Source organism: Caballeronia hypogeia (assembly GCF_001544875.2).
Classification (GTDB): Bacteria; Pseudomonadota; Gammaproteobacteria; order Burkholderiales; family Burkholderiaceae; genus Caballeronia; species Caballeronia hypogeia.
On the sequence record NZ_FCOA02000006.1, the window covers coordinates 162,718 to 187,694 of the forward strand.

28 protein-coding genes and 1 pseudogene are annotated in these 24,977 nt (G+C 63.5%); 14 read left to right on the forward strand and 15 right to left on the reverse strand.

The genetic code is table 11. The features are described 5' to 3' along the window. Positions 1–210: 210 nt before the first annotated feature. On the forward strand, positions 211–1,416 hold the full coding sequence (locus AWB79_RS12510) for an NAD(P)/FAD-dependent oxidoreductase (protein ID WP_061167737.1): 1,206 nt from the start codon (positions 211–213) through the stop codon (positions 1,414–1,416). A 16-nt stretch (positions 1,417–1,432) separates the two neighbouring features. Here AWB79_RS12510 and AWB79_RS12515 read toward each other — a convergent pair whose 3' ends face one another. From AWB79_RS12515 to AWB79_RS12525, 3 genes are read right to left on the reverse strand one after another with little or no spacing between them, the layout of a single operon-like run. Then, positions 1,433–2,416, reverse strand: a complete 984-nt coding sequence (locus AWB79_RS12515; RefSeq protein ID WP_061167738.1) for a 2-dehydropantoate 2-reductase — start codon at positions 2,414–2,416, stop codon at positions 1,433–1,435. A 58-nt stretch (positions 2,417–2,474) separates the two neighbouring features. Beyond that, positions 2,475–2,663, reverse strand: coding sequence for a DUF2970 domain-containing protein (locus AWB79_RS12520; protein ID WP_061167739.1), 189 nt, complete (start codon positions 2,661–2,663; stop codon positions 2,475–2,477). 11 nt (positions 2,664–2,674) lie between these two features. Further along, complete coding sequence (locus AWB79_RS12525) at positions 2,675–2,866, reverse strand: hypothetical protein (protein ID WP_061167740.1); 192 nt, start codon at positions 2,864–2,866, stop codon at positions 2,675–2,677. Here AWB79_RS12525 and AWB79_RS12530 point away from each other — a divergent pair. The 8 genes and pseudogenes from AWB79_RS12530 (at position 2,865) to AWB79_RS12565 (ending at position 9,045) form a co-directional block, all read left to right on the forward strand. Then, positions 2,865–4,622 (forward strand): nitrite/sulfite reductase, encoded by a 1,758-nt coding sequence (locus AWB79_RS12530; RefSeq protein WP_061167741.1) that lies wholly within the window; start codon positions 2,865–2,867, stop codon positions 4,620–4,622. The two genes, AWB79_RS12525 and AWB79_RS12530, sit on opposite strands and share 2 nt — an antisense overlap. A gap of 14 nt (positions 4,623–4,636) precedes the next feature. Next, on the forward strand, positions 4,637–4,993 hold the full coding sequence (locus AWB79_RS12535) for a DUF934 domain-containing protein (protein ID WP_374728540.1): 357 nt from the start codon (positions 4,637–4,639) through the stop codon (positions 4,991–4,993). A 231-nt stretch (positions 4,994–5,224) separates the two neighbouring features. Next, the gene (locus AWB79_RS12540) at positions 5,225–5,659 is read left to right on the forward strand and encodes an Hsp20/alpha crystallin family protein (protein ID WP_061167743.1); all 435 of its coding nucleotides are present in this window, start codon (positions 5,225–5,227) and stop codon (positions 5,657–5,659) included. Positions 5,660–5,672: 13 nt separating this feature from the next. Further along, positions 5,673–6,059: an Hsp20/alpha crystallin family protein gene (locus AWB79_RS12545; protein WP_061167744.1), complete on the forward strand. Its 387-nt coding sequence runs from the start codon at positions 5,673–5,675 to the stop codon at positions 6,057–6,059. Between the two features lie 141 nt (positions 6,060–6,200). Beyond that, positions 6,201–6,979 (forward strand): annotated as a pseudogene (locus tag AWB79_RS38185) (ABC transporter substrate-binding protein). Positions 6,980–6,984: 5 nt separating this feature from the next. After that, a complete protein-coding gene (locus AWB79_RS12555) occupies positions 6,985–7,776 on the forward strand; it encodes a class I SAM-dependent methyltransferase (RefSeq protein ID WP_061167746.1) in 792 nt (263 codons plus the stop codon). 104 nt (positions 7,777–7,880) lie between these two features. Next, on the forward strand, positions 7,881–8,555 hold the full coding sequence (locus tag AWB79_RS12560; protein ID WP_061167747.1) for an H-NS histone family protein: 675 nt from the start codon (positions 7,881–7,883) through the stop codon (positions 8,553–8,555). Between the two features lie 223 nt (positions 8,556–8,778). After that, on the forward strand, positions 8,779–9,045 hold the full coding sequence (locus tag AWB79_RS12565) for a hypothetical protein (protein WP_061167748.1): 267 nt from the start codon (positions 8,779–8,781) through the stop codon (positions 9,043–9,045). Between the two features lie 46 nt (positions 9,046–9,091). Here AWB79_RS12565 and AWB79_RS12570 read toward each other — a convergent pair whose 3' ends face one another. Continuing rightward, on the reverse strand, positions 9,092–10,507 hold the full coding sequence (locus tag AWB79_RS12570) for an aminotransferase-like domain-containing protein (RefSeq protein WP_061167749.1): 1,416 nt from the start codon (positions 10,505–10,507) through the stop codon (positions 9,092–9,094). Between the two features lie 148 nt (positions 10,508–10,655). On the opposite strand from AWB79_RS12570, the gene aptA reads away from it, so the two are divergent. Next, on the forward strand, positions 10,656–11,984 hold the full coding sequence (gene aptA, locus AWB79_RS12575) for an omega-aminotransferase AptA (protein ID WP_061167750.1): 1,329 nt from the start codon (positions 10,656–10,658) through the stop codon (positions 11,982–11,984). 60 nt (positions 11,985–12,044) lie between these two features. Here aptA and AWB79_RS12580 read toward each other — a convergent pair whose 3' ends face one another. The 5 genes from AWB79_RS12580 to AWB79_RS12600 all read right to left on the reverse strand — a co-directional run bounded on the left by AWB79_RS12580 (position 12,045) and on the right by AWB79_RS12600 (position 17,770). After that, the gene (locus tag AWB79_RS12580; protein WP_061167751.1) at positions 12,045–12,500 is read right to left on the reverse strand and encodes a PaaI family thioesterase; all 456 of its coding nucleotides are present in this window, start codon (positions 12,498–12,500) and stop codon (positions 12,045–12,047) included. Beyond that, a complete protein-coding gene (locus tag AWB79_RS12585; protein WP_061167752.1) occupies positions 12,497–13,951 on the reverse strand; it encodes an efflux transporter outer membrane subunit in 1,455 nt (484 codons plus the stop codon). The genes AWB79_RS12580 and AWB79_RS12585 overlap by 4 nt, the downstream gene beginning before the upstream one ends. 27 nt (positions 13,952–13,978) lie before the next feature. Continuing rightward, on the reverse strand, positions 13,979–15,553 hold the full coding sequence (locus AWB79_RS12590) for a DHA2 family efflux MFS transporter permease subunit (protein ID WP_061167753.1): 1,575 nt from the start codon (positions 15,551–15,553) through the stop codon (positions 13,979–13,981). A gap of 10 nt (positions 15,554–15,563) precedes the next feature. Beyond that, complete coding sequence (locus AWB79_RS12595; protein ID WP_061167754.1) at positions 15,564–16,655, reverse strand: HlyD family secretion protein; 1,092 nt, start codon at positions 16,653–16,655, stop codon at positions 15,564–15,566. Between the two features lie 173 nt (positions 16,656–16,828). Then, positions 16,829–17,770: a LysR family transcriptional regulator gene (locus tag AWB79_RS12600; protein WP_061167755.1), complete on the reverse strand. Its 942-nt coding sequence runs from the start codon at positions 17,768–17,770 to the stop codon at positions 16,829–16,831. 176 nt (positions 17,771–17,946) lie between these two features. On the opposite strand from AWB79_RS12600, the gene AWB79_RS12605 reads away from it, so the two are divergent. Continuing rightward, positions 17,947–18,483, forward strand: a complete 537-nt coding sequence (locus tag AWB79_RS12605; protein ID WP_061167756.1) for a carboxymuconolactone decarboxylase family protein — start codon at positions 17,947–17,949, stop codon at positions 18,481–18,483. Here the strand turns inward: AWB79_RS12605 and AWB79_RS12610 are convergent. From AWB79_RS12610 to AWB79_RS12620, 4 genes are all read right to left on the reverse strand, one after another. Continuing rightward, positions 18,480–19,253: a slipin family protein gene (locus AWB79_RS12610; protein WP_061167757.1), complete on the reverse strand. Its 774-nt coding sequence runs from the start codon at positions 19,251–19,253 to the stop codon at positions 18,480–18,482. The genes AWB79_RS12605 and AWB79_RS12610 overlap by 4 nt on opposite strands. Before the next feature lie 3 nt (positions 19,254–19,256). Further along, positions 19,257–19,415: a hypothetical protein gene (locus AWB79_RS39465; protein WP_157695758.1), complete on the reverse strand. Its 159-nt coding sequence runs from the start codon at positions 19,413–19,415 to the stop codon at positions 19,257–19,259. Then, positions 19,387–20,784 carry an NfeD family protein gene (locus AWB79_RS12615; protein ID WP_061167758.1) on the reverse strand — a complete coding sequence of 466 codons (1,398 nt, stop codon included), beginning with the start codon at positions 20,782–20,784 and terminating at the stop codon, positions 19,387–19,389. The genes AWB79_RS39465 and AWB79_RS12615 overlap by 29 nt, the downstream gene beginning before the upstream one ends. Before the next feature lie 88 nt (positions 20,785–20,872). Continuing rightward, complete coding sequence (locus AWB79_RS12620) at positions 20,873–21,331, reverse strand: hypothetical protein (protein WP_061167759.1); 459 nt, start codon at positions 21,329–21,331, stop codon at positions 20,873–20,875. 158 nt (positions 21,332–21,489) lie between these two features. Here AWB79_RS12620 and AWB79_RS12625 point away from each other — a divergent pair, with 158 nt between their 5' ends. From AWB79_RS12625 to AWB79_RS12635, 3 genes are all read left to right on the forward strand, one after another. Continuing rightward, positions 21,490–21,909: a secondary thiamine-phosphate synthase enzyme YjbQ gene (locus AWB79_RS12625; protein WP_061167760.1), complete on the forward strand. Its 420-nt coding sequence runs from the start codon at positions 21,490–21,492 to the stop codon at positions 21,907–21,909. An 81-nt stretch (positions 21,910–21,990) separates the two neighbouring features. Beyond that, positions 21,991–23,232, forward strand: coding sequence for an aspartate carbamoyltransferase (locus AWB79_RS12630; RefSeq protein WP_061167761.1), 1,242 nt, complete (start codon positions 21,991–21,993; stop codon positions 23,230–23,232). A gap of 94 nt (positions 23,233–23,326) precedes the next feature. Next, the gene (locus AWB79_RS12635) at positions 23,327–23,659 is read left to right on the forward strand and encodes a hypothetical protein (RefSeq protein WP_061167762.1); all 333 of its coding nucleotides are present in this window, start codon (positions 23,327–23,329) and stop codon (positions 23,657–23,659) included. 167 nt (positions 23,660–23,826) lie between these two features. On the opposite strand, the gene AWB79_RS12640 is transcribed toward AWB79_RS12635, so the two are convergent. Both AWB79_RS12640 and AWB79_RS12645 read right to left on the reverse strand, forming a co-directional pair. Further along, complete coding sequence (locus AWB79_RS12640) at positions 23,827–24,102, reverse strand: BrnT family toxin (protein ID WP_061167763.1); 276 nt, start codon at positions 24,100–24,102, stop codon at positions 23,827–23,829. A 106-nt stretch (positions 24,103–24,208) separates the two neighbouring features. After that, positions 24,209–24,973 (reverse strand): CDP-diacylglycerol diphosphatase, encoded by a 765-nt coding sequence (locus tag AWB79_RS12645; protein WP_232470888.1) that lies wholly within the window; start codon positions 24,971–24,973, stop codon positions 24,209–24,211. Positions 24,974–24,977 lie beyond the last annotated feature (4 nt).

Sequence of the window (24,977 nt, forward strand, 5' to 3'; positions counted from 1 at the left end):
TCGTAGAACCTAAAACGATCGGGCGCTCCATCCGTTCCCTGTCTGATTCTCGCGTGCTTTGCCGCGTCTGATGCTAATTCATGACAATTTGTACCTTCGCGTGCGTCCTTCTTGTCTTTTTTAACTACGACTCATAGAATCGTAGTTAATCGATGGCGACGACAAACGTCTGTCGAGCGAAACCCATGTCGAATTCCAAGGAGCATAGAAATGTCCAAACGCATTCTGGTAGTCGGAGCCGGCTTCGCCGGCATGTGGAGCGCCCTGTCCGCCGCGCGTCTGATCGATCAGCACGGCAGCACGGATATCGAAGTCGCGCTGATCGCGCCGGAGCCGCATCTGCATGTGCGTCCGCGCCTCTATGAGGAAAACGCCGCCGGCATGAAGGCGCCGCTGCTGGACATCTTCGCGTCCACGGGCGTGCGCTTCATTCAAGGCACGGTGGAACGCATCGATGTCGATCGCAATCAGGCGCACGTAATCGCAGCCGACGGCTCACGCTCGACGCTGAACTACGACCGTCTCGTTCTGGCGACCGGTAGCCGCCTGTTCCGCCCGCAGATTCCGGGGCTCGCGGAACACACCTTCAGCGTGGATCAGGTCGATGAAGCCGCCGCGCTCGAAGCGCACATCGCGCAACTCGCCAGCCTGCCCGAGACGTCCGCGCGCAACACGGTCGTGGTCGCGGGCGGCGGCTTCACGGGGATCGAAACGGCGGCGGAAATGCCTGCGCGGCTGCGCGCGGCGCTCGGCGAGGACGCGAAAGCGCGCGTCATGATCGTGGAACGGGATCGGGAGATCGGGCCGGACCTGGGCGCGGGCCCGCGTCCTGTCATCACCCAGGCGCTCGAAGCGCTCGGCGTCGAGTGGCGGCTCGGCGCGGCGGTGACATCGGTCGATGCGAACGGCATCACCACGTCCGATGGCGAGCGCATCGAAGCGCGCACGGTGATCTGGACCGCCGGCGTGCGCGCGAGCGCGTTGACCGCCCAGATTCCCGCCGAACGCGACGCGCTGGGCCGCCTGCACGTGGACCGCAATCTGCGCGTGCTGGGCGTCGACACCGTATATGCGACGGGCGACGTCGCCTACGCCGCCACCGACGAGGAAGGCAATCACGCGCTGATGTCCTGCCAGCACGCGATGAATCTCGGCCGCTCGGCAGGTCACAACGTCGCGGCGGACCTGCTTGGCGCGCAGCCGATTCCGTACAGTCAGCCGAAATACGTGACCTGTCTCGATCTGGGTCCGTGGGGCGCGGTCTATACCGAAGGCTGGGAGCGCGAAGTGAAGATGTCCGGCGCGCAGGCGAAGGCGCTGAAAACGCGCATCAACACCGAGTGGATCTATCCGCCGAGCGCTGCGCGGGCCGAAGCGTTCGCGGCCGCGGACCCGCTGCGTATCGTGGTTGCGTGATGAAAGCGTTTGCGATTCACGCCGCGGGATAAAGCCCCAGCGTGCGCGCATGCAGCCGCGCGAGGCCGAGCAGCGCATCGGTGAAAGGCGTGGGCACGCCGGTCAGCGCACCGAGTTCGCGTACCGAGGCGACGAGCGCATCGAGCTCGACCGCCTTGCGCGCCTCGACGTCCTGAAGCATCGACGTCTTCATCGCGCCGAGCTTGAGCGTCACGGCGTGCCGGTCTTGCGGCGCCTGTTCGATCGGAATGCCGAAACGCGCGCCGATTTCCTTCGCCTCCAGCATCACGCTCGTGACGAAGCCGCGCACGAGGTCGTCGCTGAGAATGCGGTCGGTGGTCGCGCCGGTGATCGCGCTGATGGGGTTCATCGTCATGTTGCCCCACAGCTTGAACCAGACGTCACGTTGGACTTGCTGCGAGAGCGTGGCGTCGAAGCCCGCTTTCGAGAACAGCGATACGAGCGATTCGGTGCGCGCGGTCGGCGCGCCGCTAGCCTCCCCCACGATCAAACCCTTGCCCTGATGATGCCGGATCACGCCCGGCGCCTCGACGAAGCAGCTCGCATGCACGACGCAACCGACCGTCTGCGCCGCTGGAATGGCGGCTGCGATCGCGCCGTGCGGATCCACCGAGGAAAGGCGCTTGCCCGCAAACGGGGCTGCAAGGCCGTCGCAGAACCACCAGGGCACGCCGTTCATCGCCGTGAGCACGGTGGTATCGGCGGATAGCAAAGGCGCGACATGCGCGGCGACCGATTCCATCGCGGGCGCCTTGACCGCCACAATCACCAGGTCCTGCGCGCCGAGATCGGCGGGCGCGTCGCTCGCTGCGACCTTAACGGTGTGCGTCGCGTCCTTCTCGACGAGCCGCAGTCCTTGTGTCTTCAACACGTCGAGCGTCGCGCCGCGCGCGACCACGCTCACGTCGCAACCCGCTTGCGCGAGCTTCACGCCGATCCAGCCGCCGATGGCGCCCGCGCCATAGATGCATACTTTCATCGTCCCGATCCTCGCTTTTGGCAATCAACCGATCGCCATTCTACGGGCGGGACGCGAATCAGTGCGCAATGCCGACCGCAAGCTTCGCGACGCTCAGCAGCGTGAGCCCGAACGCGCCCGCGAGCATCACGGCGATGACGGGCAACAACGGCAGCTTCACCTGCGCGAAATCGGCGTTGTGCGACGCGCGCTTGCGCACGCCGAAAAAACTCCATAGCACGATGCGCATCATCTTCAAGAGGTTCATGACCGGCTCCTTCAGGTGTATCTGTCGGGTTCTTCCACGAATTCATGATGCGCGCCGGCGGGGTCGAAAAACAGCAGCAGTTGCCGTGGATTCGACGGCAGCAGAATGGCGCTGCTACCGTCGAATCGATCGCAACTGCTGCTTGTGGCGATACGACCGTGACCTCTATCGTTGGCCCTCTCCACGATATTCGCCGCGTCCATGTACCGATACACCGCATTCGACAAGTCCTTCGTCAATAGCCGCGCCGCGCAATTCCGCGATCAACTGGAGCGCTGGCAGGACGGCCGCCTGAGCGAGGACGCGTTCCGTCCGCTGCGTTTGCAAAACGGCTGGTACGTGCAGCGTCACGCGCCGATGCTGCGCGTGGCGGTGCCATACGGCGAGTTGTCGAGTACGCAATTGCGCGTGCTGGCGCGCATCGCCCGCGAATACGACGATCCCGCGCCCGAGGTCTATCGCGTGGCAATGGAGGCGCAAGGCAGGCTCGGCACCGCTCGCCTGCCCACTCATTGCGCGCATTTCACGACACGCACCAACGTGCAGTTCAACTGGATCCCGCTCGATAAAGCCGCCGACGTCATGGACCTTCTCGCGACCGTCGACATGCACGGCATCCAGACGAGCGGCAATTGCATCCGCAACATTTCCTGCGACGAACGCGCGGGCGTCGCACCGGACGAAGTGGCCGACCCTCGTCCGTTCGCCGAGATCATGCGTCAATGGACGACACTGCATCCCGAGTTCGCGTTCTTGCCGCGCAAGTTCAAGATCGCGATCACGGGCGCGAGCGAGGATCGCGCGGCGACTGCGTGGCACGACGTCGGTCTGCAGCTCGTGCGTGACGAACAGGGCGAGCTCGGCTTTCGCGTGAGCGCGGGCGGCGGCATGGGACGCACGCCGGTGATCGCCGCGCTCATGCGCGAGTTTCTGCCGTGGCGGCACATCATGAATTACATCGAGGCGATCGTGCGCGTATACAACCGCTATGGCCGTCGCGACAACAAGTACAAGGCGCGCATCAAGATCCTGATGAAGGCCGAAGGCCAGCGTTATACCGATGACGTGAACGAGGAGTTTCGCCAGATCGTCGAACACGATGGCGCGCCACATCTCATCTCGGCGGCGGAACTGGAGCGCGTGAGCGCTTCGTTCGTGCCGCCTGCGCTGCATGCCTCACATGAGTCATCCGATGAAGCCGAAGCCGACGTTCATCCGCTGTACGCGCGCTGGCTCCAGCGCAATGTCGCGCAACACAAGGACCCTGCGCTGCGCATCGTGACGTTGTCGTTCAAGCGCCTGCTGCAATCGCCCGGAGATGCGACTGCGGAACAACTCGAGACCGTCGCCGATCTGGCCGAGCGCTTTTCCGCCGGTGAGGCGCGCGTCACGCACACACAGAACGTCGTACTGCCGTGGGTGCGTGCAAGCGAGTTATACGCATTGTGGCAAGCCGCGCGGGATGCGGGCTTCGCGAGCGCGAACGTGCAGCTTCTCACCGACATGATCGCCTGTCCCGGCGGCGACTTTTGCGCGCTCGCGAATGCGCGTTCGTTGCCGATCGCTCAGGCCCTGACCGAACGCTATCAGGATCTCGACGAACTCGACGACATCGGCGAAATCGATTTGCATATCAGCGGCTGCATCAACTCGTGCGGGCATCATCACAGCGGGCATATCGGCGTGCTGGGCGTCGACAAGGACGGACGCGAGTGGTATCAGATCACGCTCGGCGGTTCCGACGGCAGTGCGGCGAGCGGCGTCGCGCAGGCGGGCAAGGTCATCGGTCCATCGTTCAGCGCGGCTGAAGTTCCGCATGTGATCGAAGCGATTCTGAACACGTATCGCGATGCGCGTGAACCTCGCGAGCGCTTTATCGAAACGGTGCGGCGTATCGGTATCGAGCCGTTCAAGGCGGCCGCGAATGCCGCTCGCGCGAACGAGGAGGTATCGGCATGAATGGCGCTCGACACATGCGAGTTCTCACGCAGCAAGACCATGACGCAGAGACGCGCGAACACGTCGCACGTCTCGCCAACGACGACGATCCGTTCATCCTGGCGGACCAACTGACGACGCTCGAGCGCATCGAACTGCACTTCCCGGAGTTCACGGATGGACGCGCCTACAGTCAGGCATATCTGTTGCGCAAAAGGCTCGGCTACAAGGGAGATTTGCGCGCGACGGGCGACGTGCTGATCGACCAGCTCGTGCAAATGGAGAGAACGGGATTCTCGAGCGCGGTTTTGAACGAAGGCGCGGATGTGGCCGACGCGGCGCGGCAGTTCGCGCGTTTCACGGGCTTCTATCAGGACGATCTCGCACGTTGAACGCGTCGTCGAACGCATCGTCGAACGCGCATTCGAACCGATATGCGAGCGCTTCGCCCTCTTTCAAGAGGCATCGCGCGAAAATAAAAACGCCTTGAAACATAGGTCTCCGGTATTGAAACGATAGCCTGCGCACCTACCTTGGATGCATAGGCGGCGACAACAACCCGCGCCGTCGTTTCAACTTCCTTCTGCCGCCCCTCGCCGGGCCGCGCTAACGGAGACTGGACCATGAGTGACTTTTATTTTGGCGGCGACATTTTCTCGGAGCTCGACCGCGTGCAACGACAGGTGTCTTCGCTGTTCGGCAATCTGCCCTCCAGCATTCGTTCGAGCCGCGCGGACGCCTTTCCGCGTCTGAATGTCGGCAGCACGGAAGACGCGATTCATATCGTCGCGTTTGCGCCGGGCGTCGAGCCTTCGTCGCTCGACGTGACCGTCGACAAGGGCACGCTCACCATCAGCGGCGAGCGTCGTGCACAAGCCGCTCCCGAAGGCGCGCGCACCTATGCGAAGGAGCGCTTCAACGGCAGTTTCCGCCGCGTGATCGAGCTGCCGCAGAACGCGGATAGCGACAAGGTCGAAGCGCGTTACGAGAACGGCACGCTGTCCATCACCATCGGCAAACGCGAAGCATCGAAGCCGCGCGCGATCACCATTCAGTAAGAGGACACTCATCATGACCGAGAACACGCAAGTCGCCCCGCAAAATACGAGCGAAGCCGCCGTGCGCCGTGCGACCGTGACGCCCGCAGTCGATATCGTCGAAGACAGCAACGGCATCACGCTGTGGGCCGATCTGCCCGGCGTGCCGCGTGAGAAGCTCGACGTGAAGGTGCACGATTCGCGCCTCACCATCGAAGCCGAAGCGGATTTGCCTGTGCAGGGTTCGGTACGCCTGCATCACGCCGAACTGCGCGCGCCGCGCTTCACGCGCGCCTTCACGGTAAGCGATGACTTCGACACCGCGAAGATCGATGCGAATCTGACCGACGGTGTGCTCAGGCTCACGATTCCGCGTCGCGAGCAGGCGCGTCCGCGCCGTGTCGAGGTGCGTGCGGGCTGAGGCATCGCAACGCCATGCTGGTTCGAACGGCCGCGATTCATTCGCGGCCGTTTTTCATTGCGCGAGTATCGCGCCTCTATAATCGTCAGCGGCGGCGCATGTCGCCTACACTCATACATTCATAGAAGAGAAGGGACTATCGTGAAGAGGCTGTTGACGGTGTTGTTGGGTTCGATGCTGACCGTATCGATCGGAGCGCATGCAAAAGAGTGGTCGACCATCCGCTTCGGCGTCGATGCGAGCTATCCGCCTTTCGAATCGAAGGCGCCCGACGGCTCGCTGGTCGGCTTCGACATCGACGTCGGCAACGAACTGTGCCGTCGCCTCAACGCGAAATGCGTGTGGGTCGAAAATGCATTCGACGGCATGATTCCGGGCCTCAAATCGCGCAAGTTCGACGGCGTGCTCTCCACCATGTCGATGACGCCCGCGCGCGTGAAGCAGATTTCCTTCTCGAGCAAGCTCTTCCACGTGCCCACGCGGCTCGTCGCCAAGCGCGATTCGAGCATCCAGCCGACGGCCGAAGGTCTCGCGGGCAAGACGGTCGGCGTCGAGCAAGGTTCGATGCAGGAAACCTATGCGAAGGTCCATTGGGGCGCGAAGGGCGTGAAGGTCGTGTCCTACGCGGATCAGGATCAGGTCTATCAGGACTTGCTGGCCGGACGCCTCGACGCCTCGCTGCAAAACGCCGTGCAGGCCGAGCGCGGCTTTCTCGATACGCCGCGCGGCAAGCCCTACGGTTTCGCGGGCGGCGCGCTCGAGGACAGCGCGATCTTCGGGCCGGGCACGGCAATCGGCCTGCGCAAGGAAGACACCGACCTGAAGGAAAAACTCGATGGCGCGATCGCTGCGATGATCAAGGACGGACGTACAAGCGCATCGAGCAGAAGTACTTCGACTTCGACATCTACGGCGAGTAATCACCATGACGCAGCCGCCCGCAAGCGCTTCGAACGACCTGCATCGCGCAGCCGCGCAAGGTTATACGGCGAACTCCGAGAGCTACGTGCGCGGGCGGCCCGACTATCCGCCGGAACTCGCGGGCTGGCTGAAGGACGCGCTCGGCCTCGAGCCCGGCGCGAGTGTCGTCGATCTGGGCGCGGGCACCGGCAAGTTCACCCCGCGCCTCGTGCAAAGCGGCGCACGCGTGACCGCGGTCGAACCGGTCGATTCGATGCGCGCGAAGCTCGCCGCCGCGCTGCCCGGCGTGCAAGCGCTCGCGGGCAGCGCGCAATCGATACCGCTCGCCGATGCATCGATCGATGCCGTGGTGTGCGCGCAATCGTTTCACTGGTTCGCAAGCCGCGCGGCGCTCGATGAAATCCATCGCGTGCTGAAGCCGGGCGGCAGGCTCGGCCTCGTGTGGAACGTGCGCGATGCGCGCGTGCCGTGGGTCGCGAAGCTGGATGCGATCGTCAATCGATACGAAGGCGATGCCCCGCGCTATTACACCGGCGCGTGGCGCAATGCGTTCCCGCATGAAGGCTTCGGCGCGCTCGTCGAGTCGCATTTTTCGCTGAGCCACACGGGCTCGCCGGAAGACGTCATCGTGCATCGCGTGCGCTCGACCAGCTTCATCGCAGCCTTGCCCGAGGCCACGCGCGCCGAAATCGACGTGGCGGTGCGCGCGCTGATCGAGGCCGAACCCGAGTTGAGCGGCAGGCGCGAGGTCACCGTGCCTTACGAGACCGCGGCGTTCGTCACGATCCGGCAATAAGGGCGCACCGCAAAGTTGCGAAGCAATATAGTGTCATCTGCAATCAAACAGTCCCAGCCAGTCCATCATCGATCACGCGACACAAACGAAACCAGGAGACCGCAATGGCGACACTCAAGCAGATTCAAGCGAAACTCAAGAAGTTGCAGGCGCAGGCCGAAACCCTGATCGCGGATCGCGCGCAGGCCGTGCTCGACGACATCCGCGCCATGATGGAACGGCACGGTTTGACAACCGCGGATATCGACCGTCACGGCAAGGCGGCCAAACGCGCCGCGAAGAAACCGGGCGTCGCGTATCCCGCGCCCGCCGGCCGTCATGAAGCCATGACGAAGCTGGCGAAGAAAGGCAAGCTGCCGGCCAAATATCGCAATCCGAAGACTGGCGAAACGTGGAGCGGCTGGGCGCGGCCGCCTGCATGGATCGCGAACGTGAAGGATCGCAGCAAATTTCTGATCGATGCCGAAGGCGTCGAAAACGCGGCCAAGCCGAAGGCGGCCGCGAAGAAAGCGGCGGCGAAAAAGACTTCGACTGCGAAAACCGCAGTGAAAACCGCGACGAAGACAGCAGCAAAGAAAGCCAAGACGACGCAAACGCGCGCGCCCGCCGCGAAAAAGGCCGCTGCGCCGGCCGCGAAGAAAACCGGCGCCGCGAAACCGGCCGTCAAACGCACGGCGCGCAAACAGGCGGCGACGAACGCGGCCACCACGACTTCGACCGCTCCGGACGATGCCGTCGCACAACCGCAAACCACCGATTCGTCCACGCCTCAGACGTGACTGCATATGGAAAGCGCCGCGTTGATTCGCGGCGTTTTCCCATTGTTTGAGATCGACGAAAACTCAATTGGCATTTGGGCAGATTAAAAGTTTGCCCGGTCCTTCTACACTGCGTTCACAAGTCGGGGCGTTTCGTATTTCACAGCAAACGAAGCGCTTTTCCGATTGCAGTTGCCGTGTCTGGAACAACTGCATCTCCTCAATTTTCCGTTGGAGCATTCTCGTGAACAAGCGATTTGTAGTCGGCCTCGCCATTGCCCTGAGTTCTGTTTTCGCCGCTCCCGCTTTTGCCAGCGGCTATGGCCCCGCGCCGCATTATCGTCCCGATGTCGGCGCTCCGGCTTCGCAGCATGGCGTAAGCGCACAAACCTTCGCCGCCGAAGAATCGGCGCAGGGCGGTGATTTCGATAACTTCAGGAACACGCAGCACGCCGCGCAGAATCAACGCGGACAAGTTTCGGCTTCCGCTTCCTCGCAAGTCGCGCAATAAATCAATATCGAGCGGATATGGCGAATCGATTCGCCGTATCCGTTTTTTAATTTCCCTTTATCGACCGCTCCAGAAAAATCCAGAGGGCGTCGTCGACTGAATAGGGAACGTTGAATCGAAAGCACGCGCTCTCGGCATCGCCCGGACGAAAGTACGAACCCGGCGCGAGCCATATGCCGTGTTGCAATGCGCGCGTCGCGACGGCGCTGCCCTGCGCCGGATCGATCGGCAGTTCGCCCCAGAGAAACAAGCCCGCGCGCGGACGCCGGAACAGCCCGACACCCAGCGCATCCATGCGCTCCTCGACGAGCGCATGCGCGTCTTTCAGCTTCTCAACGACGAATTCGACGTGGCGCGCATAGCGCCCTTCCGTCAGCACTTTCTCGACGATGCGCTCCGTCGCCTCCGACGAAGTCAGCCCCACCGCCATTTTCGTACGCGCGAGTTCGCGCAGCACGTCGCGCTCGCCGACGACATAGCCGCAACGCAGCGCAGGCGTGATGGTTTTCGCGAAGCCACCGACATAGAGCACGCGGCTGAGCCCTTCCATGGCCGCGAGCAGGGGCGCGCCGGGTGGCGCGAGTTCGCGGGTCACATCGTCCTCGACGACCCAAAGTCCGTGGCGTTCCGCGATCTGCATCAGCCGGAAAGCCGATGCCATGCTGAAGGTCGCGCCCGTCGGATTCTGCAGCGTCGTGTTGAGAAACACCGCTTTCGGCCGATGTTCGATGACGATACGTTCGAACACGTCGGTGTCGATGCCCGCGACCGTGCGCGGCACGCCATGCACCGTGAGCCCCGCGAGCTGAAGAATCTGCAGCAGATTGCAGTAGCCAGGATCCTCGACTACGACGGCGTCGCCCGGACGCAAAAGCGTGCGGACAATGAGATCGAGCGCCTGAGTCGCGCCCGCGGTCAGAAGCACGTTCGAAGCGGCGTCGACCGGCAGGCCATGACGATCCAGTTGCTCTGCGATGCGCGCGCGCAGCGGCGCGAAGCCGTATGGATGACCGTAATCGGCAATGCGCGCGGCCGGCACGCGGCTCACCGCGCGCAACGCATGCTGCAGGCCGCTTTCGTTGACCCATTCATTCGGCAGCCAGCCGCAGCCTGATTTGATCGGCACCGAATGGTCCGCGAATACATCCGACAGAAGCCAGGTCGCGGTAAGGCTCGGCGGCTGCCAGACGACTTCGCGCGGACGCTCGCTGTGTCCGCGCACCGCCACGCGATAACCCGAGCCGCGCCGCGCGGTGACGAGACCCATCGACACGAGCCTGCCATACGCCTCCGTCACCGTGAAGGTGCTGAGCCCTTCCGCCTCGGCCAGACGTCGCACCGACGGCAGCAGCGCGCCCGCGCGCAGCGTCTGCTCCTCGATGGCCGAGGAGAACGCGCGCACCAGTTGTTCGACGAGCGTCGGGGTCTGCCGCGAGCCGCGCTCCAGCTTGAGTTCGATCATGGGATCCGAGCATAGCGCGCGATGGGCGCACGAGCCAATACAGTTCACAGCATTTTGCCAGCACAGTTAGCAACGCAGTGAAGCGACTGTCTATGCCGTGCAATTTTGCCGAGGAATACAGTGGGCGTACTTCTTCAGGAGACACGTTATGAATGCTCGCCCGGTCATCGATGACCTCTCGTCGTTCTGGATGCCCTTCACCGCCAATCGCCAGTTCAAGGGCGCGCCGCGCCTGCTCGAGAGCGCGAAAGGCATGTACTACCGCTCGACGGATGGCCGCGAGGTGCTCGACGGTACGGCGGGTCTCTGGTGCGTGAATGCGGGCCATTGCCGGGAAGAGATCGTCGATGCGGTGCAGAAGACGCTCACGACGCTGGACTTCGCGCCGACCTTCCAGATGGGCCACCCGATCGCCTTTGAAGCCGCCACCAAGGTCGCCAATCTGATGCCCGAAGGGCTCGATCGCATCTTCTTCACGAACTCGGGCTCGGAGTCGGTCGATACGGCGCTGAAGATCGCACTCGCCTATCACCGCGCACGCGGCGAAGGCCAGCGCACGCGTCTGATCGGCCGCGAGCGCGGCTATCATGGCGTCGGCTTCGGCGGGATTTCGGTCGGCGGCATCGCGCCGAATCGCAAGACCTTCTCGGGCGCGCTGCTGCCCTCCGTCGATCATCTGCCCCATACGCACGACCTCGCGCACAACGCGTTCACGAAGGGCCAGCCCTCGTGGGGCGATCATCTCGCCGATGACCTGGAGCGCATCGTCGCGCTGCACGATCCGTCCACTATTGCGGCGGTCATCGTCGAGCCGCTCGCGGGCTCCACCGGCGTGCTCGTGCCGCCGAAGGGCTATCTGCAGAAGCTGCGCGAAATCTGCACGAAGTACGGCATCCTGCTGATCTTCGACGAAGTGATCACCGGTTTCGGGCGTCTGGGCAAGGCCACGGCGAGCGAATACTTCGGCGTCACGCCCGATCTCATCACGATGGCCAAGGCCATCAACAACGCGACCATTCCGATGGGCGCCGTCGCCGCGCATCGCAAGGTGCACGACACGGTCGTCAATGCGGGCGCGGAGAACGCCATCGAGCTGTTTCACGGCTACACGTATTCCGCGCATCCGGTCGCGACCGCCGCGGCCATTGCCACGCTCGATCTGTATCAGCGCGACAAGCTGTTCGAGCGCGCGGCGTCGAAGGCGGAGAAGTTCGAAAGCGCGGCCCACGCATTGCGCGATGCGCCGTACGTGAAGGACATCCGCAATCTCGGCCTCGTGGCGGGCATCGAGCTCGAATCGCGCGAAGGTGCGCCGGGCGCGCGTGCGTATGAAGTGTTCGTCAAGTGCTTCGAGGCGGGCGTGCTCGTGCGCTATACGGGCGATATCCTCGCGTTCTCGCCGCCGCTCATCATCGAAGACGATCAGATCGATCAGATCTTCGGCACGGTGCGCCGTGCATTGGAGAGCGTGAAGTAAGTTTCGCTTCAACAGCTCGATGAGCCCGGCTCCTTGTCGCGAGGAGCCGGGCTTTTTTCTTCACCGCTCCATGACGAGCAAGGTCGAGGTCGCCGACGCGAACAATCTGCCGCTCGCGTCCTTGAGCGTGGCTTCGGCAAACGCGGCGCGGCGTCCGATCGACAACACGCGCCCTTCCGCGCGCAGCAAGCCCGAATCGCGCGTCACCGCCTTGTGATATGCGATCTTCAGTTCGAGCGTCGTGTAAGCCTGCGATGCCGTCAGACACGAATGCACCGCGCAACCGCACGCGGAATCGAGCAGGGTCGCGGCATAGCCGCCGTGCACGGTGCCGATCGGGTTATACGCGTGATCGCCGGGCACGCCCGCGAACACCGCCCTGCCCGCCTCCACTTCGATGAACTCGAAGTTCAGCGATTCGAGTATTCCCGGCTTGCGCGCGCACGCCATCAGCATGCGCATTTGCGTGAGGCCGTCGTGGCCGGCGGCCGTTTCTTCGATCAGGCTCGTGCTCATTTCGTCTCCTTGACTTGGGCGTTCGCGGTCTTGATCACGTCGTCGTCGCCGGTTACGCTCCAGCCGCCGCCCAGCGACCGGTACAGCGCCACCGCCGCGAGCGCGTGTTCACGTTTCGATTGATTGAGTGCGTCGGCATCGCGCAGATACGATTCCTGGGCGTCGAGCACATCGAGAAAGCTCGCCGCGCCGCCCTTGTAAAGCTGCGTCGAGAGCGTGAGCGATTGGTCGGATGCGCTGAGCGCTTCGGTCAGGCGCGCGGTCGATTCGGTCGTGCTGACGAGATCGCTGCGCGTATCCTCGACGTCCTTCAGGGCTTCGAGCATCGTCTGCCGCAGATGCAGCTCCGACTCGCGCATCTTGCTCTCGTTCTGCTCGATCTCCGCCGTGATGCGGCCCGCGTTGAAGATCGGGCTGGTCGCGTTGAGCGCGGCGGAGAAGAGGTTGTCGGTGAGCGTCGGCAAGCCGAGATACGACGACGCCAGGAGGCCGTCCGAGAGCCGCAACGAAAACTTCGGATAGCGCTCCGCGCGCGCGACGCCTACTTCCGCCGCGCGCTGCTGCACGCTCGCGTAGGCGACGAGCACATCGGGACGGCGCAACAACGCTTCGGACGGAAGCATTTGCGGCGCGCCGGTTGCGGGCACGGGAATCACAGGGGCGTCGCCGGCATCTGCGAGCATCAGCTTGTCGATGGATTCCGGCGCGCGTCCCGAATACACCGCGATCAGGCTGAGTTGATGCTGGATCGTCGCTTGCGTGCGCGGGATGCGCGACTGCAGGTCGCTCAGCTGATTCTGCGCCCGCGCGACATCGAGCTTCGTCGACAGACCATATTGCAGGCGGCGTTGCGTGAGCCTGAGCCCGCGTTCGCGGATCGCCTGATTGTCCTGCAGGATCTTGAGCTCGGATTGCGCCCAGCGCAGATCGACGTAAGCGGCCGCCGTATCCGCCGCGAGCGCGAGCCGCACCTGATCCGCCGCATGCTCGCGGCCGACGAGCCGCGCCTGCGACGCCAGCAACTCCAGGCGCTCGCCGCCGAACACATCGGGCGTCCAGCTGAGCGTGAGACCGACGCCCGCCTGCTTCACATAGCCGAGCGGCGGCGGCGTGTTCTGGCGCGAGTACGAACCGGTCGCGCCCGCATCGAGTTGCGGCAGCAGCGCGGCGCGGCGTTGCGTCGTGATCGCCTGCGCCTGCTTCACGCGCTCGATTGCCGCTTGCAGATCGAGGTTGTCGTTCAGCACCGACGCGACCAGTTCATGCATCACGGGATCGTTGAACTGATTCCACCATGCAGTGGGATCGATGACCTGTTTCGGCACATCGACGTTCCAGTCGGCGGGCGCAGTCGCGTTGACGGTCGCGGGAAGATCGGCGTGCGTCGCGGGCTGCACGGCGCAGGCGGCCAGTGCAAGACTCGCGATGATTTCAGCGACAAGTTTCTTCATGATCGGAATATCCGGATAAAGCGTGATTCAATGCGCATCGGACGAAGGCGGCGCGCTCGTGATCGGCTTCGAAAACATCACCGACACGATGCCGACGAGAAAGCACAGCGCAAGCACGTAGAAGCAATCGGCGAACGTCAGCACGAGCGCTTCGCGCATGACGAGCGCATGCAATGACGCGAGGCCCGCCTGCGAGGCATCGAGCGCATCGCCGGCCGCGGCGGAAAGATGCGCGGAACTGCGCGAGAGCAAATCGTCGATGACGGGCCGACCGATCGTCACGTTTTCGTTCAGACGCAGGTAGTGCAGATTGAGGCGATCGTTGAGCATCGTCGCGCTCACCGCGATGCCGATCGCGCCGCCGAGATTGCGCATCAGATTGAAGAGACCGCTTGCCGACTTGAGACGCGACGGCGGCAGCGAACCGAGCGCCATCGTCACGATGGGCGGCACCGCGAACTGCTGGCCGATGCCGCGCAACGCCTGCGGCAGCAGGAATTGCTGCCAGCCCCAGTCGTGCGTGAGCGGCGTATAGAAGTAGCACCCCGCGCCGAAGCAGACGAGGCCGAACGCGAGCAGCACGCGCATGTCGATGAAGCGCGACGCGAAGCCATATACGCCGATGCTCAACAACTGAAAGCATCCGACGGAAAGCAGCGCGAGACCCGTATGCAGCGAATCGAACCCGCGCACGCGCGCGAGGAACACCGGCGTCAGAAACACCGACACGAAAATGCCGATGCCCGTCACGAACGACAGCAGACTGCCGATCGCGAAGTTGCGCACCGCGAGCGCCCGCAGATCGACGATCGGGTCTTTCGCGGTGAACGCGTGCACGAGAAAGAGAAAGCCGCAGATCGCGGAAATCCACGCACACGCGACGATCACGTCATCGCCGAACCAGTTCTTGCGCGGCCCTTCCTCCAGCAGATATTCGAGGCAGCCGAGAAAGCCCGACATCAGCAAGATGCCGAGATAATCGCCCTTCCTGAGCAGCGGCAGATTGGGTTCGTCGACATGCACGTACTTCGGCACGAGCAGCGCGACGACCAGTCCCGGCACCACATTCAGATAGAACAGCCAGTGCCACGACCATTGATCCGTGATCCAGCCGCCGATGACCGGTCCGACCGCCGGCGCAAGCGAGGCCAATGCGCCGATCGTCGTCGATGCGATCAGGCGCTGCTTGCCGGGGAACAGCACGAAGGCTGTCGTGAACACGGTCGGGATCATCGCGGCGCCGAGCGCGCCTTGCAGGCCGCGAAACAGGATCATCGAATTGATATCCCACGCCATGCCGCACAGCATGCTCGTGATCGTGAAGCCGACCGCCGACGCGACGAACAGCCAGCGCGTCGAGAACACCTTCGAGAGCCAGCCCGACATGGGGATGACGAGGATTTCCGCGATCAGGTACGAGGTCTGCACCCACGACAACTCGTCCTGACTCGCGGACAGTCCACCGCCGATATCCTTCAGCGATGACGCGACGATCTGGATATCGAGTGTCGCCATGAAGAAGCCGAGGCACATCAGCGCGAAGGCGAACACGCGCTGTCTGATCGGCTGACTCGCGGGATCGTTGGGAATGGTGTGCGTCATGGCGCGCTCCTCAGCCGTTCGCCTGCTTGCGGACATGCACCTTCACGGTCGCGGAAAGACCGGGGCGCAGCACCGCTTCCATGCCCTTCGGCACGTCGAGGCGAATGCGCACGGGCACGCGCTGCACGATCTTCGTGAAGTTGCCGGTCGCGTTCTCGGCGGGCAGCACGCTGAAGGTCGCGCCGGTCGCGGGCGCGAGGCTTTCCACGTGACCCGTGATCGGCGCGCTAGACGCATCGAGCTCGACATCGGCCTCGTCGCCCGCGCGCATCTTCTTCAACTGATCTTCCTTGAAGTTCGCATCGATCCAGAGACCCGCCGACGGCACGATGGTCAGCAGCGATGTGCCGACGTTCGCGAGCACGCCTACGCGCGCCGTGCGATTGCCGACGTAACCATCGACCGGCGAGCGGATCGTCGTGTATTCAACGTTCAGCTCCGCGACGCGCCGCGCTGCTTCCGCCGTCGCGACGCGCGCCTGCGCATCCGCGATCTGCGCTTCGATCACGCTCAACTGGCGCTTCGCCGCGAGCAGCGACGCGCCGCTGCGGTCCACCGCCGCCTGCGCCTTCGTGAAGTCCGCATCCGCGCGCTCGACGATCTGGTTCGACACCGCATCGTCCTTCACCAACTCGCGATAGCGCGAACGGTCCTGACCGCTGCGCGTCAGTTCAGCCGACGACGCGCGCACTTCGGCCTGCTGCTGGTTGATGACGGCCGCCTGCAGCGCGTCCCTCGCCTGCAACTCCGCGACCGCCGCGCGCGCGCTCGATACCTCCGCACTGGCCTGCGCGAGGCGCGCGTCGTAGTCGCGCGCATCGAGCCGGACCAGCACCTGACCCGCCTTCACGGGCTGGTTGTCCTGCACGAGCACATCGGTGACGAAGCCGTTCACCTTCGGCGCGAGCACGGTCACGTCGCCGCCGACATAGGCGTCGTCGGTCGTCTGGATGAAACGCAGCACCAGCGCCCAGTAAGCGGCGGCCGCGATCAGCACGAGGCCGACCAGCCCGAGCGCGAGCAGCATCCAGGGAATCCGCCGCGCCGGCCGCGCCAGAGCGGGCGCCGCGACCGAAGCGATATTCGTCGTAGGAGTCGTCATTTGTGATTAATGTGCATATGCACAACTGGATTGGGAAAATGGGCCCGTCAGCGGCCCGTCTTAGCCCGGAAGACTAATTGTGCATATGCACGCAGTCAAGCGTCATCGCGCACACGAGTCAATAACGCTGGCGGAAAGAATCGCGCGGAGGCTTTGCTGGCAAGGCGTCGCGGTTAGCGCTGCGGCGCTGCGGCGAGCTGTGGCGTGTCGAGCAGGCGGCCTTCGTCGGCGCAAAACCGCGCCGCATGCTCGACAAAAGTGCGCACCTTGGCCGGCAACAGCGTGCGCGTGCTGTAGGCAAGGCGGATTTCGATGGCGGATTCGACGCGTTCATAGGCATCGAGCAAGGTGACGAGCCGTCCCTGGGCGATTTCGTTCGCGACGAGCGCCGTAGGCAAAGAGCCAATGCCGAATCCCTCCAGCACCATGTCGCGATTGAACACCGCGTTGTTCGACGCGATATCGTGATTGAGCGGCACGCGCAGTTCCTCGCTGCCGATGCGAAATGTCAGCTCCGGCTTGCGGATCGACGGCGACATCGGCACGAACACGTGATCGGCGAGTTCCGACGGATGGCGCGGCGCCGGATGCTGCGCGAGATACGCCGGACTCGCGACCAGTACGAGCGGAATTCTTTCGAGAAGGCGCGTGACGGCGGTATCCGTGGACAGCATGAAGGGCAAAACGATCGCAAGGTCGTAGCCTTCGCCGACGAGATCGACAGGCCGCTCGGTCAGCGAGATATCCAGACGCACTTGCGGATGCGCGCGTCTGAAGCTCGCGACCAGCGGCGCATAGCGGCTGATCATCGCGGTCGTGTGCGCGACGAGGCGCAACAGACCCGTCGCTTCGCTCGCGCGGTTCGACGCGCGCTCTTCCATCGCCTGAAGTTCGTCGAGCAGCCGAGAACAGTCGGCGAAAACGCGCTCGGCGGTTTCGGTGAGCGAAATTTGCCGCGTCGTGCGATTGAAGAGGCGGCTGCCGAGCCGCTCCTCCAGCCCGGAAATCGCGCGCGACACGACCGGCGGCGACAGGCCGAGTATGTCGGCGGCACGTGCGAAGCTCTTGGCTTCCACCACCGTGCAAAACACCTTCAGGCTCGTCAGATAGTCCATGTGCCGGTTCGCGACGCGTGCGGGAAGTCACGATGATGGCATGAAGCGCCTGCATCCGCACGTTGAGACGATCGCGCGGCTTTACGAGCCGCCCGAGCATTCACGCGAAAGACGCCCGCGCCTAAAGTTCATCCCATGCCATGCAGATGGCCAACCACTGAACGAAGGAGCACATCATGTCACGTCTTTCGCAAATCAACGTCAACGAAGCCACGGGCGTCACCGCCGAACTTTTCGCCGCGATCAAAAAGGCAGCGGGCAAGGTGCCGAACGCTTATGCGACCATCGGCACGCATAGCCCCGCCGCGCTCGGCGCCGCGCTCAACGGCGATGCGATCCTCGCGAAGAGCAGCCTCGAAAAAGCCGATGTCGAAGCCATCAAGCTCGCCGTCAGCGAACTGGCGGGTTGTGACTACTGTGCCGCCGCGCACACGGTCGTCGGCAAGATGGTCGGGCTCACGCAACTGGAAACGCAGCAGATCCGCGCGGGTGAAGCCACCGGCAATGCGAAGCGCGATGCACTCGTGCGCTTCGTGAGGCATGTCGCGGGCACGAGCGGCACCGTCGACGCCGCGCGTCTCGCAGAGGTGCGCGAAGCGGGCTACTCGGAGGCGCAAGTGGTCGACGCGCTGTTCGCGATGAGCGTCATCAACTTCACGAATCTCGTGAACCGCGTGAACGACACGACGCTCGACTTCCCGAAGCTCGTCTAAGTCTGCGTCGGACCTTTGGTGAAGCGGTCGATGACGGTTGAAACGATATCGACCGGAACCGGAAAGACGATCGTCGAGTTCTTGTCGCCCGCGATCGTCGTCAGGGTTTGCAGATAGCGAAGCTGCATGGCCTGCGGCTGCTGCGAAAGCATCTGCGCCGCCTGCAGCAGCTTCTCGGACGCCTGCAACTCGCCTTCGGCATGAATGATCTTCGCGCGGCGCTCGCGTTCGGCTTCGGCCTGGCGGGCGATCGCGCGGATCATCGTCTCGTTGATGTCGACGTCCTTGATCTCCACGTTCAATACCTTGATGCCCCACGCTTCCGTTTGCGAATCGAGCACGCGCTGAATGTCGCTGTTGAGGCGCTCGCGTTCGGAGAGCAGTTCGTCGAGTTCGTGCTTGCCGAGAATCGCTCGCAGGGTGGTTTGCGAAAGCTGGCTCGTCGCTTCGAGAAAGCGCGCGACCTGAATCACCGCCTTCTCCGGATCGACCACACGAAAGTACACCACGGCATTCACCTTGACCGAGACGTTGTCGCGTGTGATCACGTCTTGCGGCGGCACGTCGAACACGACGGTGCGCAGGTCCATGCGCACGACCTGCTGCACGATTGGAATGATGAGCACGAGCCCCGGCCCCTTCACTTTCCAGAAGCGCCCGAGCATGAATACGACGCCGCGCTCGTACTCACGGAAAATGCGCACCGCCGACGCCACGATGAAAATGACGAGCGCGATCAGAATGCCGCTGAAACCGAAGGTAAGCCCCATTTTTCAAGCCTCGTTGTCGATGTGTTCGATGTGTTCGATGTGTTCGATGTGTTCGATGTGTTCGATGTGTTCGATGTGTTCGATGTGTTCGATGTGTTCGATGTGTTCGATGTGTTCGATGTGTTCGATGTGTTCAGGAACGGCCGATGTCGCGATCGACATCGAGTGGTTCGACCGTCAGCGTGAGGCCGTGACGCGAGATCACACGCACGCGCACGCCTTCGACCGGCAGCGCATCCGGTCGCGCGGGCCGCACGCGCCAGCGCTCGCCCTGCACGCGCGCCCAGCCGCTCGCGGGATCATGTGCCGCGTCATCGCGCGTCAGCATCACGCCGACGCTGCCGAGCATCGCCTCGCCGCCGCTCACGACGGGCCGCCGGCGCGCCTTCAACGCCACGCCCGACACGGTGAAAACGAACAGCGCGGTAAACAGCGCCAGCCCGACGACGACGCCGATCGGTACGCCGAAACCAGGCACGTCGGTGTCGATCAGCATGAGCGCGCCGATCGCGAACGCAATCACCCCGCCGATGCCGAGCGAGCCGAACGTCGGCAGGAACATCTCCGCGACCAGAAAGCCGAGTCCGAGCACGATCAGTCCCAGTCCGACGAAATTGATCGGCAGGAGTTGCAGCGCGAACAAGCCGACCAGCAGGCAGATCGCGCCCGCAACGCCCGGCAGCACCATGCCGGGATTGGCGAACTCGAAAAACAGCCCGTACATGCCGATCATCATCAGGATGAGCGCGACGCTCGGGTCGGTGATCGTCGCGAGAAAGCGGCTGCGCCAGTCGGGTTGCAGGACCACGAGCGGCGCGTTTTTGGTTGCGAGCACGTGCGCGCCGCTGGCGGTGGTCACGTGGCGGCCATCGAGTTTGGCGAGCAGGTCGGGGATATCGGCGGCGGTCAGGTCGATGACTTTCTGCTCCAGCGCCTCCGTCGCCGACAGCGCCACCGCTTCGCGCACCGCGCGCTCGCCCCACTGGACATTGCGCCCGCGCAGTTGCGCGAGGCCGCGGATGTAGGCGGCGGCGTCCTGCATCTGCTTTCTCGTTTCAGTGGATTGCGCCTCGGCGCCGGACGCGGACTTGCTCGCGCCCGTAGGCTCGCGCTCCGGCCCGCCCATGCCGAGTTGCACCGGCGAAGCCGCGCCGATGTTCGTGCCGGGCGCCATCGCCGCGATGTGGCTCGCGTAGGTGATGTAGGTCCCCGCGCTCGCGGCGCGCGCCCCGCTCGGCGCGATGAACGTGGCCACCGGCACCGGCGACGCCAGAATCGCCTGGATGATGGAGCGCATCGAGAGATCGAGGCCGCCGGGCGTGTCGAGTTCGAGCACGGCCAGTTGCGCGTGCTCGTCGGCGGCACGAGCAAGGGATCGCACGACGAAATCAGCGCTCGCCGGACCGATCGCGCCTTTCAGCGGAATCACGACGACCGGCGGCGTCGCGGCATGAGCGGACGTCACAAGAAGCAACGCGGCCAGCAGCGCGCGGGCACAGTTCCACAACCAGTCTGCGAGGTTCGTTCTCATCGGCGACGCCGGACGCGCATGCGCGCGGCAGTTCCTCGTTTCGGTCTCCCTTCTAGCTTAGGCCAATTGAACGATCACGGCCCCACGATCACGGCCGGCGCGCGGTCCGGTCGATGACCTTCTCGACATCGGCGGTTTCGCCGAGCGCGGACACGAAGCCGGTCTTGTCGAAATCGCGCGCGACGCAGCCATCCAGATAGATGAAGCGGCGCTGGATGGTGAGCCACAGGCTGGTTTTCTCGCGCCACTGCATCGACTCGTTCAGCGAATTCAGGCGTCGCGTCACGCTTTCAGCGATGTCGCGGTCGTAGTCGTAGCTGTTCGAGAGACGGCAGCGGCCAGCGATCCAGCAGCTATTGCCGCGCTCGATGCGGTAATGCGCTTCGTCGAGCCATTCCTGCTCGGTCTCGAAGGGACCGAGGGGCGCGGCGCAACCGGCGATCGCGCTCGATATGTGCAGGAAAGGATCGTTGCCGCGGTTTTCGCGGTTCGCGCGCTTGTCGTTCGCGTCGTCCGCGTGGGCCGCGAGCGCATACGCGAGAAGCATCGCAATAAACGTTGTTCCTTTCGACCGTCTTACGGACACAGCGCGCCTCCGCCGAACTATCGTGCAGACAGCATAGTTCATCGATCGGAACGAATCCGCGGACAAAGAAGCCGATAAACTCATTGCGTGGCGCCAATTTTCCTCGCAGGGAGACCGACATGAAACAGGCACTCCACCATCTGACAGTCGCGACAGGCTCGCGCGGCCTGCACGAAGTCACCCGCGACATCGATCACTGGATCGATCTCCAGGACGTCCGCACCGGTTTGCTCACCCTGTTCTGCCGCCATACTTCGGCGTCGCTGCTGATCCAGGAGAACGCCGACCCCGACGTGCGCGCCGATCTCGAACGCTATTTCGAGTCCGTCGCGCCGGAAGCGCCGGGCCGCTACGTGCACGACACCGAGGGCCCGGACGACATGCCCGCCCATCTGCGCACCGCGCTGACCACCGTGCAGCTTTCGATTCCGGTCGAAGCGGGCCGCATGGTGCTCGGCACGTGGCAAGGGATCTACGTGTTCGAGCATCGCACGGCGCAGCATCAGCGCGAACTCGTCTTGCATCTGATCGGCGAGTGACCTAATATACGCACCGCGTATATTTCGGGAGCGGTGACGGTGACTCAAGAACTTCAGCAGCAGCCAGTCCTTCGCGACGCCATGCGGCGTCTGAACATGACCCGCGACGCTTTCGCGGCGCGCATTGGCGTTTCGCGCCGGGCGCTCGACACCTGGTTGCTGCCGGACGAGTCGCCGGAATCGCGGGCAATGCCGGAAATCGCCGCGCGTTACGTCGCCGAGATTCTCGCTGGCATCCCGGAAAACGGCGCATATACGCAAAGCGCATATTCGACGATCGAGTTCGAAGGTCGCCCGCAACTCCTGTCGATCGACCAGTTCTCACGCGAATCGGCGGAAGCGCTGTTCCGCACGGCGGACATGATGCAGCCCATCGCGCGGCGCAGAAAGATCACGCGCGTGCTCGAAGGCGCCGTGCTCGCCAATCTGTTCTTCGAAGCGAGCACGCGCACCCGCGTGAGTTTCGGCGCGGCGTTCGCGCGGCTCGGCGGCTCGGTGTGCGACACGACCGGCTTCACGTTCTCGTCGATGGCCAAGGGCGAGTCGATCTACGACACGAGCCGCGTGATCAGCGGCTATGCCGACGCTATCGTCGTGCGCCATCCGGAACAGGGCTCGGTCGCGGAATTCGCGCGCGCGACGAACATTCCCGTCATCAACGCGGGCGACGGCCCGGGCGAGCATCCGAGCCAGGCGCTGCTCGATCTCTATACGATCCAGCGCGAGTTCTCAAGGCTCGGGAAGATCGTCGACGGCGCGCATATCGCGATGGTCGGCGACCTGAAATACGGCCGCACTGTGCATTCGCTCGCAAAACTGCTTTCGCTCTACAAAGGCCTGAAATTCACGCTCGTTTCGCCGCGCTCGCTGGAAATGCCGGCGCATATCGTGGAGCGCATTGCGCGCGGCGATCATGTGATCGAGCAGACCAGCGATCTGCACGCGGGCCTGACCGGCGCGGACGTGGTGTACGCGACGCGCATCCAGAAAGAGCGTTTCGCCGATGAGTCGATCGAAGGCTATACGCCGGATTTTCAGATCAATCAGGCGCTGGTTGACAACGTATGCGGACGCGACACGCTCATCATGCATCCGCTGCCCCGCGACAGCCGTCCGGGCGCGAACGATCTCGCGACCGATCTGAACCACGACTCGCGCCTCGCGATCTTTCGCCAGACTGACAATGGCATCGCAGTTCGCATGGCGATTTTCGCGGTGCTGCTGGGCGTCGAGCATCAGGTGCGGCATTCGATGCGCGATGCGACGTGGAAGTCGCCGGCTTCAATCGGCCCGGACGATGCTGTTTTCCAGGGCTTCGATTGATGCTTTCTTTACACGACAGGCGCATGTCTTTGCATGACGTTGACGCCGGGCCGTCTATGCTTCTATACAAGAACAGCATAACGGAGCAACGGTCATGGACATGTCGCTTGCGTGGGTTGCCAGCCGCAAAACATTACACGATGAAGGCTTGGGCGCGTGCCAGCGCGTCCGTATCTTGGCGCTGGCCCATTTCACCGATAACGATGCTTCACGGGAACGCATTCGTGCGCTGTTTCATTCGCCGCTTGGCATTTATGTGAGTGCGGCCCAACGGGAAGGTTGTGAGCTGCGACTCGAACTGGATGCTGCCAGCGAAGATCTCGCGTTCACGCTCCGCACGCTTAAGCGTGTGCTGCCGGAAGCGCGCATCGAGTGTATTGCGCCGCGCGTGTTTGCACGCAGAATATGCACGCGCGACGCGGGATGACAGTCCATGTTATTTATCGATATCCCCTTTCCGCCATCTCACGTTCATGGACGGCAAATGGCTTTAGGCGCTTGAAATCTTCGTCGCTAAGCTCCCAGGTGTCCGGGTCCAGTGCGATACCTCGATTGATCTCCGCCTCCTCCTCGTCTGTGGGGAGGATGAAGCCTTTATATGTTTGATGCATACTGTTTTACCTCTCTCTTATTCGCGCGGCGCAGGCTAATAATGCGACGTGCGCTGTTTCTCCGCGTAAGCACCACGCAGAATATACGACCGCGAATAGGCATGTAGCCAATTTCGCGAACTTTTCCGTAATCGCGACGACCGTCTACTTCCCGCACGACATCGTTCCACGCAATCTCTCTTGCGAGGTCCAGCGATACGCCGTGCTGACTCCGATTGATCGCGTCCTTCAATGGATCAAACGTAATGTCGAAGTACATGCATTGTGGTTTCCCGAAGTTGAAGTGACAAGGCGCGAAATTCCGAATTACCGTCTTATTAATCCGAACTCCGAATCAATCGCGTAACTTCATTCTTCCGTGAACCTCAAGGCTTTTCTATAGACCGATCGGCCAACGCGCAGGTGTGGTCCTGAAGCTCTTCCGCCCATGCGAAATTTCCCGGCCCGACGTGATCGTTGAGCAGATAGAACGCGGGCGCGCCATCGCTGCGCACGGCGCCGGCGAGCAGGAGCGTCTGCTCGCCCATCGACTGGCCGCGGCTCGCCGCGTACGGCGCGAGCAGCTTGAACGGATCGGTGTGCGCGAGGTCGGCGTCGTCGATCCGCATCGCGCTATAAACATGTCCCCGCAACCGCACAGGCAGCGGCGCCCATTCCGTGCCGATGCGCGGCCCCACTTCGCGCAGCGTCTGCGCAACGTCGGCGGCGAGGCAATCGATGTGGATGTGCAACTGCTCTTGCGAACGTGCTTTCGCCGAATTGATCGCAAGCGAAACCTGATCGCGCGGCAGCGTGCGACCCAGCGCGCGATTCAGATACACCCGCGCGATCCACGCGTCGCGAAAGTAGTTGGGAGAATCGGGCGCGAGCAGCTCGGGACTTTCGATACCCGTGACGCGCGCCGTCGGAATCAACAGGTATTGCGCGACGCCGACGATATCCTTGAGCACCGCATAGCCGCCTGCGAGGCTCACATCCGCGCATTTCTGCCGAACGTGGGCGCCCTCGGCGGCCGGCTCGCAGTAATCGTGAACGATCTCCCACAGCGCGTTCGGGTTGGCCTGGCATGCGAGCGGCAGGAACGCGCAGCACAGCGCGGCTAGCAGACGGATATTGTTGATTCGTTTCATCGGC

Coding starts and splice junctions, on each gene's coding strand:
- AWB79_RS12530 (WP_061167741.1), top strand. CDS start 2,865: ATGTACCGATACACCGCATTCGACAAGTCCTTCGTCAATAGCCGCGCC.
- AWB79_RS12560 (WP_061167747.1), top strand. CDS start 7,881: ATGGCGACACTCAAGCAGATTCAAGCGAAACTCAAGAAGTTGCAGGCG.
- AWB79_RS12580 (WP_061167751.1), bottom strand. CDS start 12,500: ATGAGCACGAGCCTGATCGAAGAAACGGCCGCCGGCCACGACGGCCTC.
- AWB79_RS12585 (WP_061167752.1), bottom strand. CDS start 13,951: ATGAAGAAACTTGTCGCTGAAATCATCGCGAGTCTTGCACTGGCCGCC.
- AWB79_RS12510 (WP_061167737.1), top strand. CDS start 211: ATGTCCAAACGCATTCTGGTAGTCGGAGCCGGCTTCGCCGGCATGTGG.
- AWB79_RS12535 (WP_374728540.1), top strand. CDS start 4,637: ATGCGAGTTCTCACGCAGCAAGACCATGACGCAGAGACGCGCGAACAC.
- aptA (WP_061167750.1), top strand. CDS start 10,656: ATGAATGCTCGCCCGGTCATCGATGACCTCTCGTCGTTCTGGATGCCC.
- AWB79_RS12620 (WP_061167759.1), bottom strand. CDS start 21,331: ATGCTTCTCGCGTATGCGCTCGCGGCCCACGCGGACGACGCGAACGAC.
- AWB79_RS12630 (WP_061167761.1), top strand. CDS start 21,991: ATGCGGCGTCTGAACATGACCCGCGACGCTTTCGCGGCGCGCATTGGC.
- AWB79_RS12540 (WP_061167743.1), top strand. CDS start 5,225: ATGAGTGACTTTTATTTTGGCGGCGACATTTTCTCGGAGCTCGACCGC.
- AWB79_RS12645 (WP_232470888.1), bottom strand. CDS start 24,973: ATGAAACGAATCAACAATATCCGTCTGCTAGCCGCGCTGTGCTGCGCG.
- AWB79_RS12570 (WP_061167749.1), bottom strand. CDS start 10,507: ATGATCGAACTCAAGCTGGAGCGCGGCTCGCGGCAGACCCCGACGCTC.
- AWB79_RS12515 (WP_061167738.1), bottom strand. CDS start 2,416: ATGAAAGTATGCATCTATGGCGCGGGCGCCATCGGCGGCTGGATCGGC.
- AWB79_RS12615 (WP_061167758.1), bottom strand. CDS start 20,784: ATGAGAACGAACCTCGCAGACTGGTTGTGGAACTGTGCCCGCGCGCTG.
- AWB79_RS12545 (WP_061167744.1), top strand. CDS start 5,673: ATGACCGAGAACACGCAAGTCGCCCCGCAAAATACGAGCGAAGCCGCC.
- AWB79_RS12635 (WP_061167762.1), top strand. CDS start 23,327: ATGGACATGTCGCTTGCGTGGGTTGCCAGCCGCAAAACATTACACGAT.
- AWB79_RS12520 (WP_061167739.1), bottom strand. CDS start 2,663: ATGAACCTCTTGAAGATGATGCGCATCGTGCTATGGAGTTTTTTCGGC.
- AWB79_RS12590 (WP_061167753.1), bottom strand. CDS start 15,553: ATGACGCACACCATTCCCAACGATCCCGCGAGTCAGCCGATCAGACAG.
- AWB79_RS12640 (WP_061167763.1), bottom strand. CDS start 24,102: ATGTACTTCGACATTACGTTTGATCCATTGAAGGACGCGATCAATCGG.
- AWB79_RS12595 (WP_061167754.1), bottom strand. CDS start 16,655: ATGACGACTCCTACGACGAATATCGCTTCGGTCGCGGCGCCCGCTCTG.
- AWB79_RS39465 (WP_157695758.1), bottom strand. CDS start 19,415: ATGTCGATCGCGACATCGGCCGTTCCTGAACACATCGAACACATCGAA.
- AWB79_RS12600 (WP_061167755.1), bottom strand. CDS start 17,770: ATGGACTATCTGACGAGCCTGAAGGTGTTTTGCACGGTGGTGGAAGCC.
- AWB79_RS12625 (WP_061167760.1), top strand. CDS start 21,490: ATGAAACAGGCACTCCACCATCTGACAGTCGCGACAGGCTCGCGCGGC.
- AWB79_RS12555 (WP_061167746.1), top strand. CDS start 6,985: ATGACGCAGCCGCCCGCAAGCGCTTCGAACGACCTGCATCGCGCAGCC.
- AWB79_RS12525 (WP_061167740.1), bottom strand. CDS start 2,866: ATGGACGCGGCGAATATCGTGGAGAGGGCCAACGATAGAGGTCACGGT.
- AWB79_RS12610 (WP_061167757.1), bottom strand. CDS start 19,253: ATGGGGCTTACCTTCGGTTTCAGCGGCATTCTGATCGCGCTCGTCATT.
- AWB79_RS12605 (WP_061167756.1), top strand. CDS start 17,947: ATGTCACGTCTTTCGCAAATCAACGTCAACGAAGCCACGGGCGTCACC.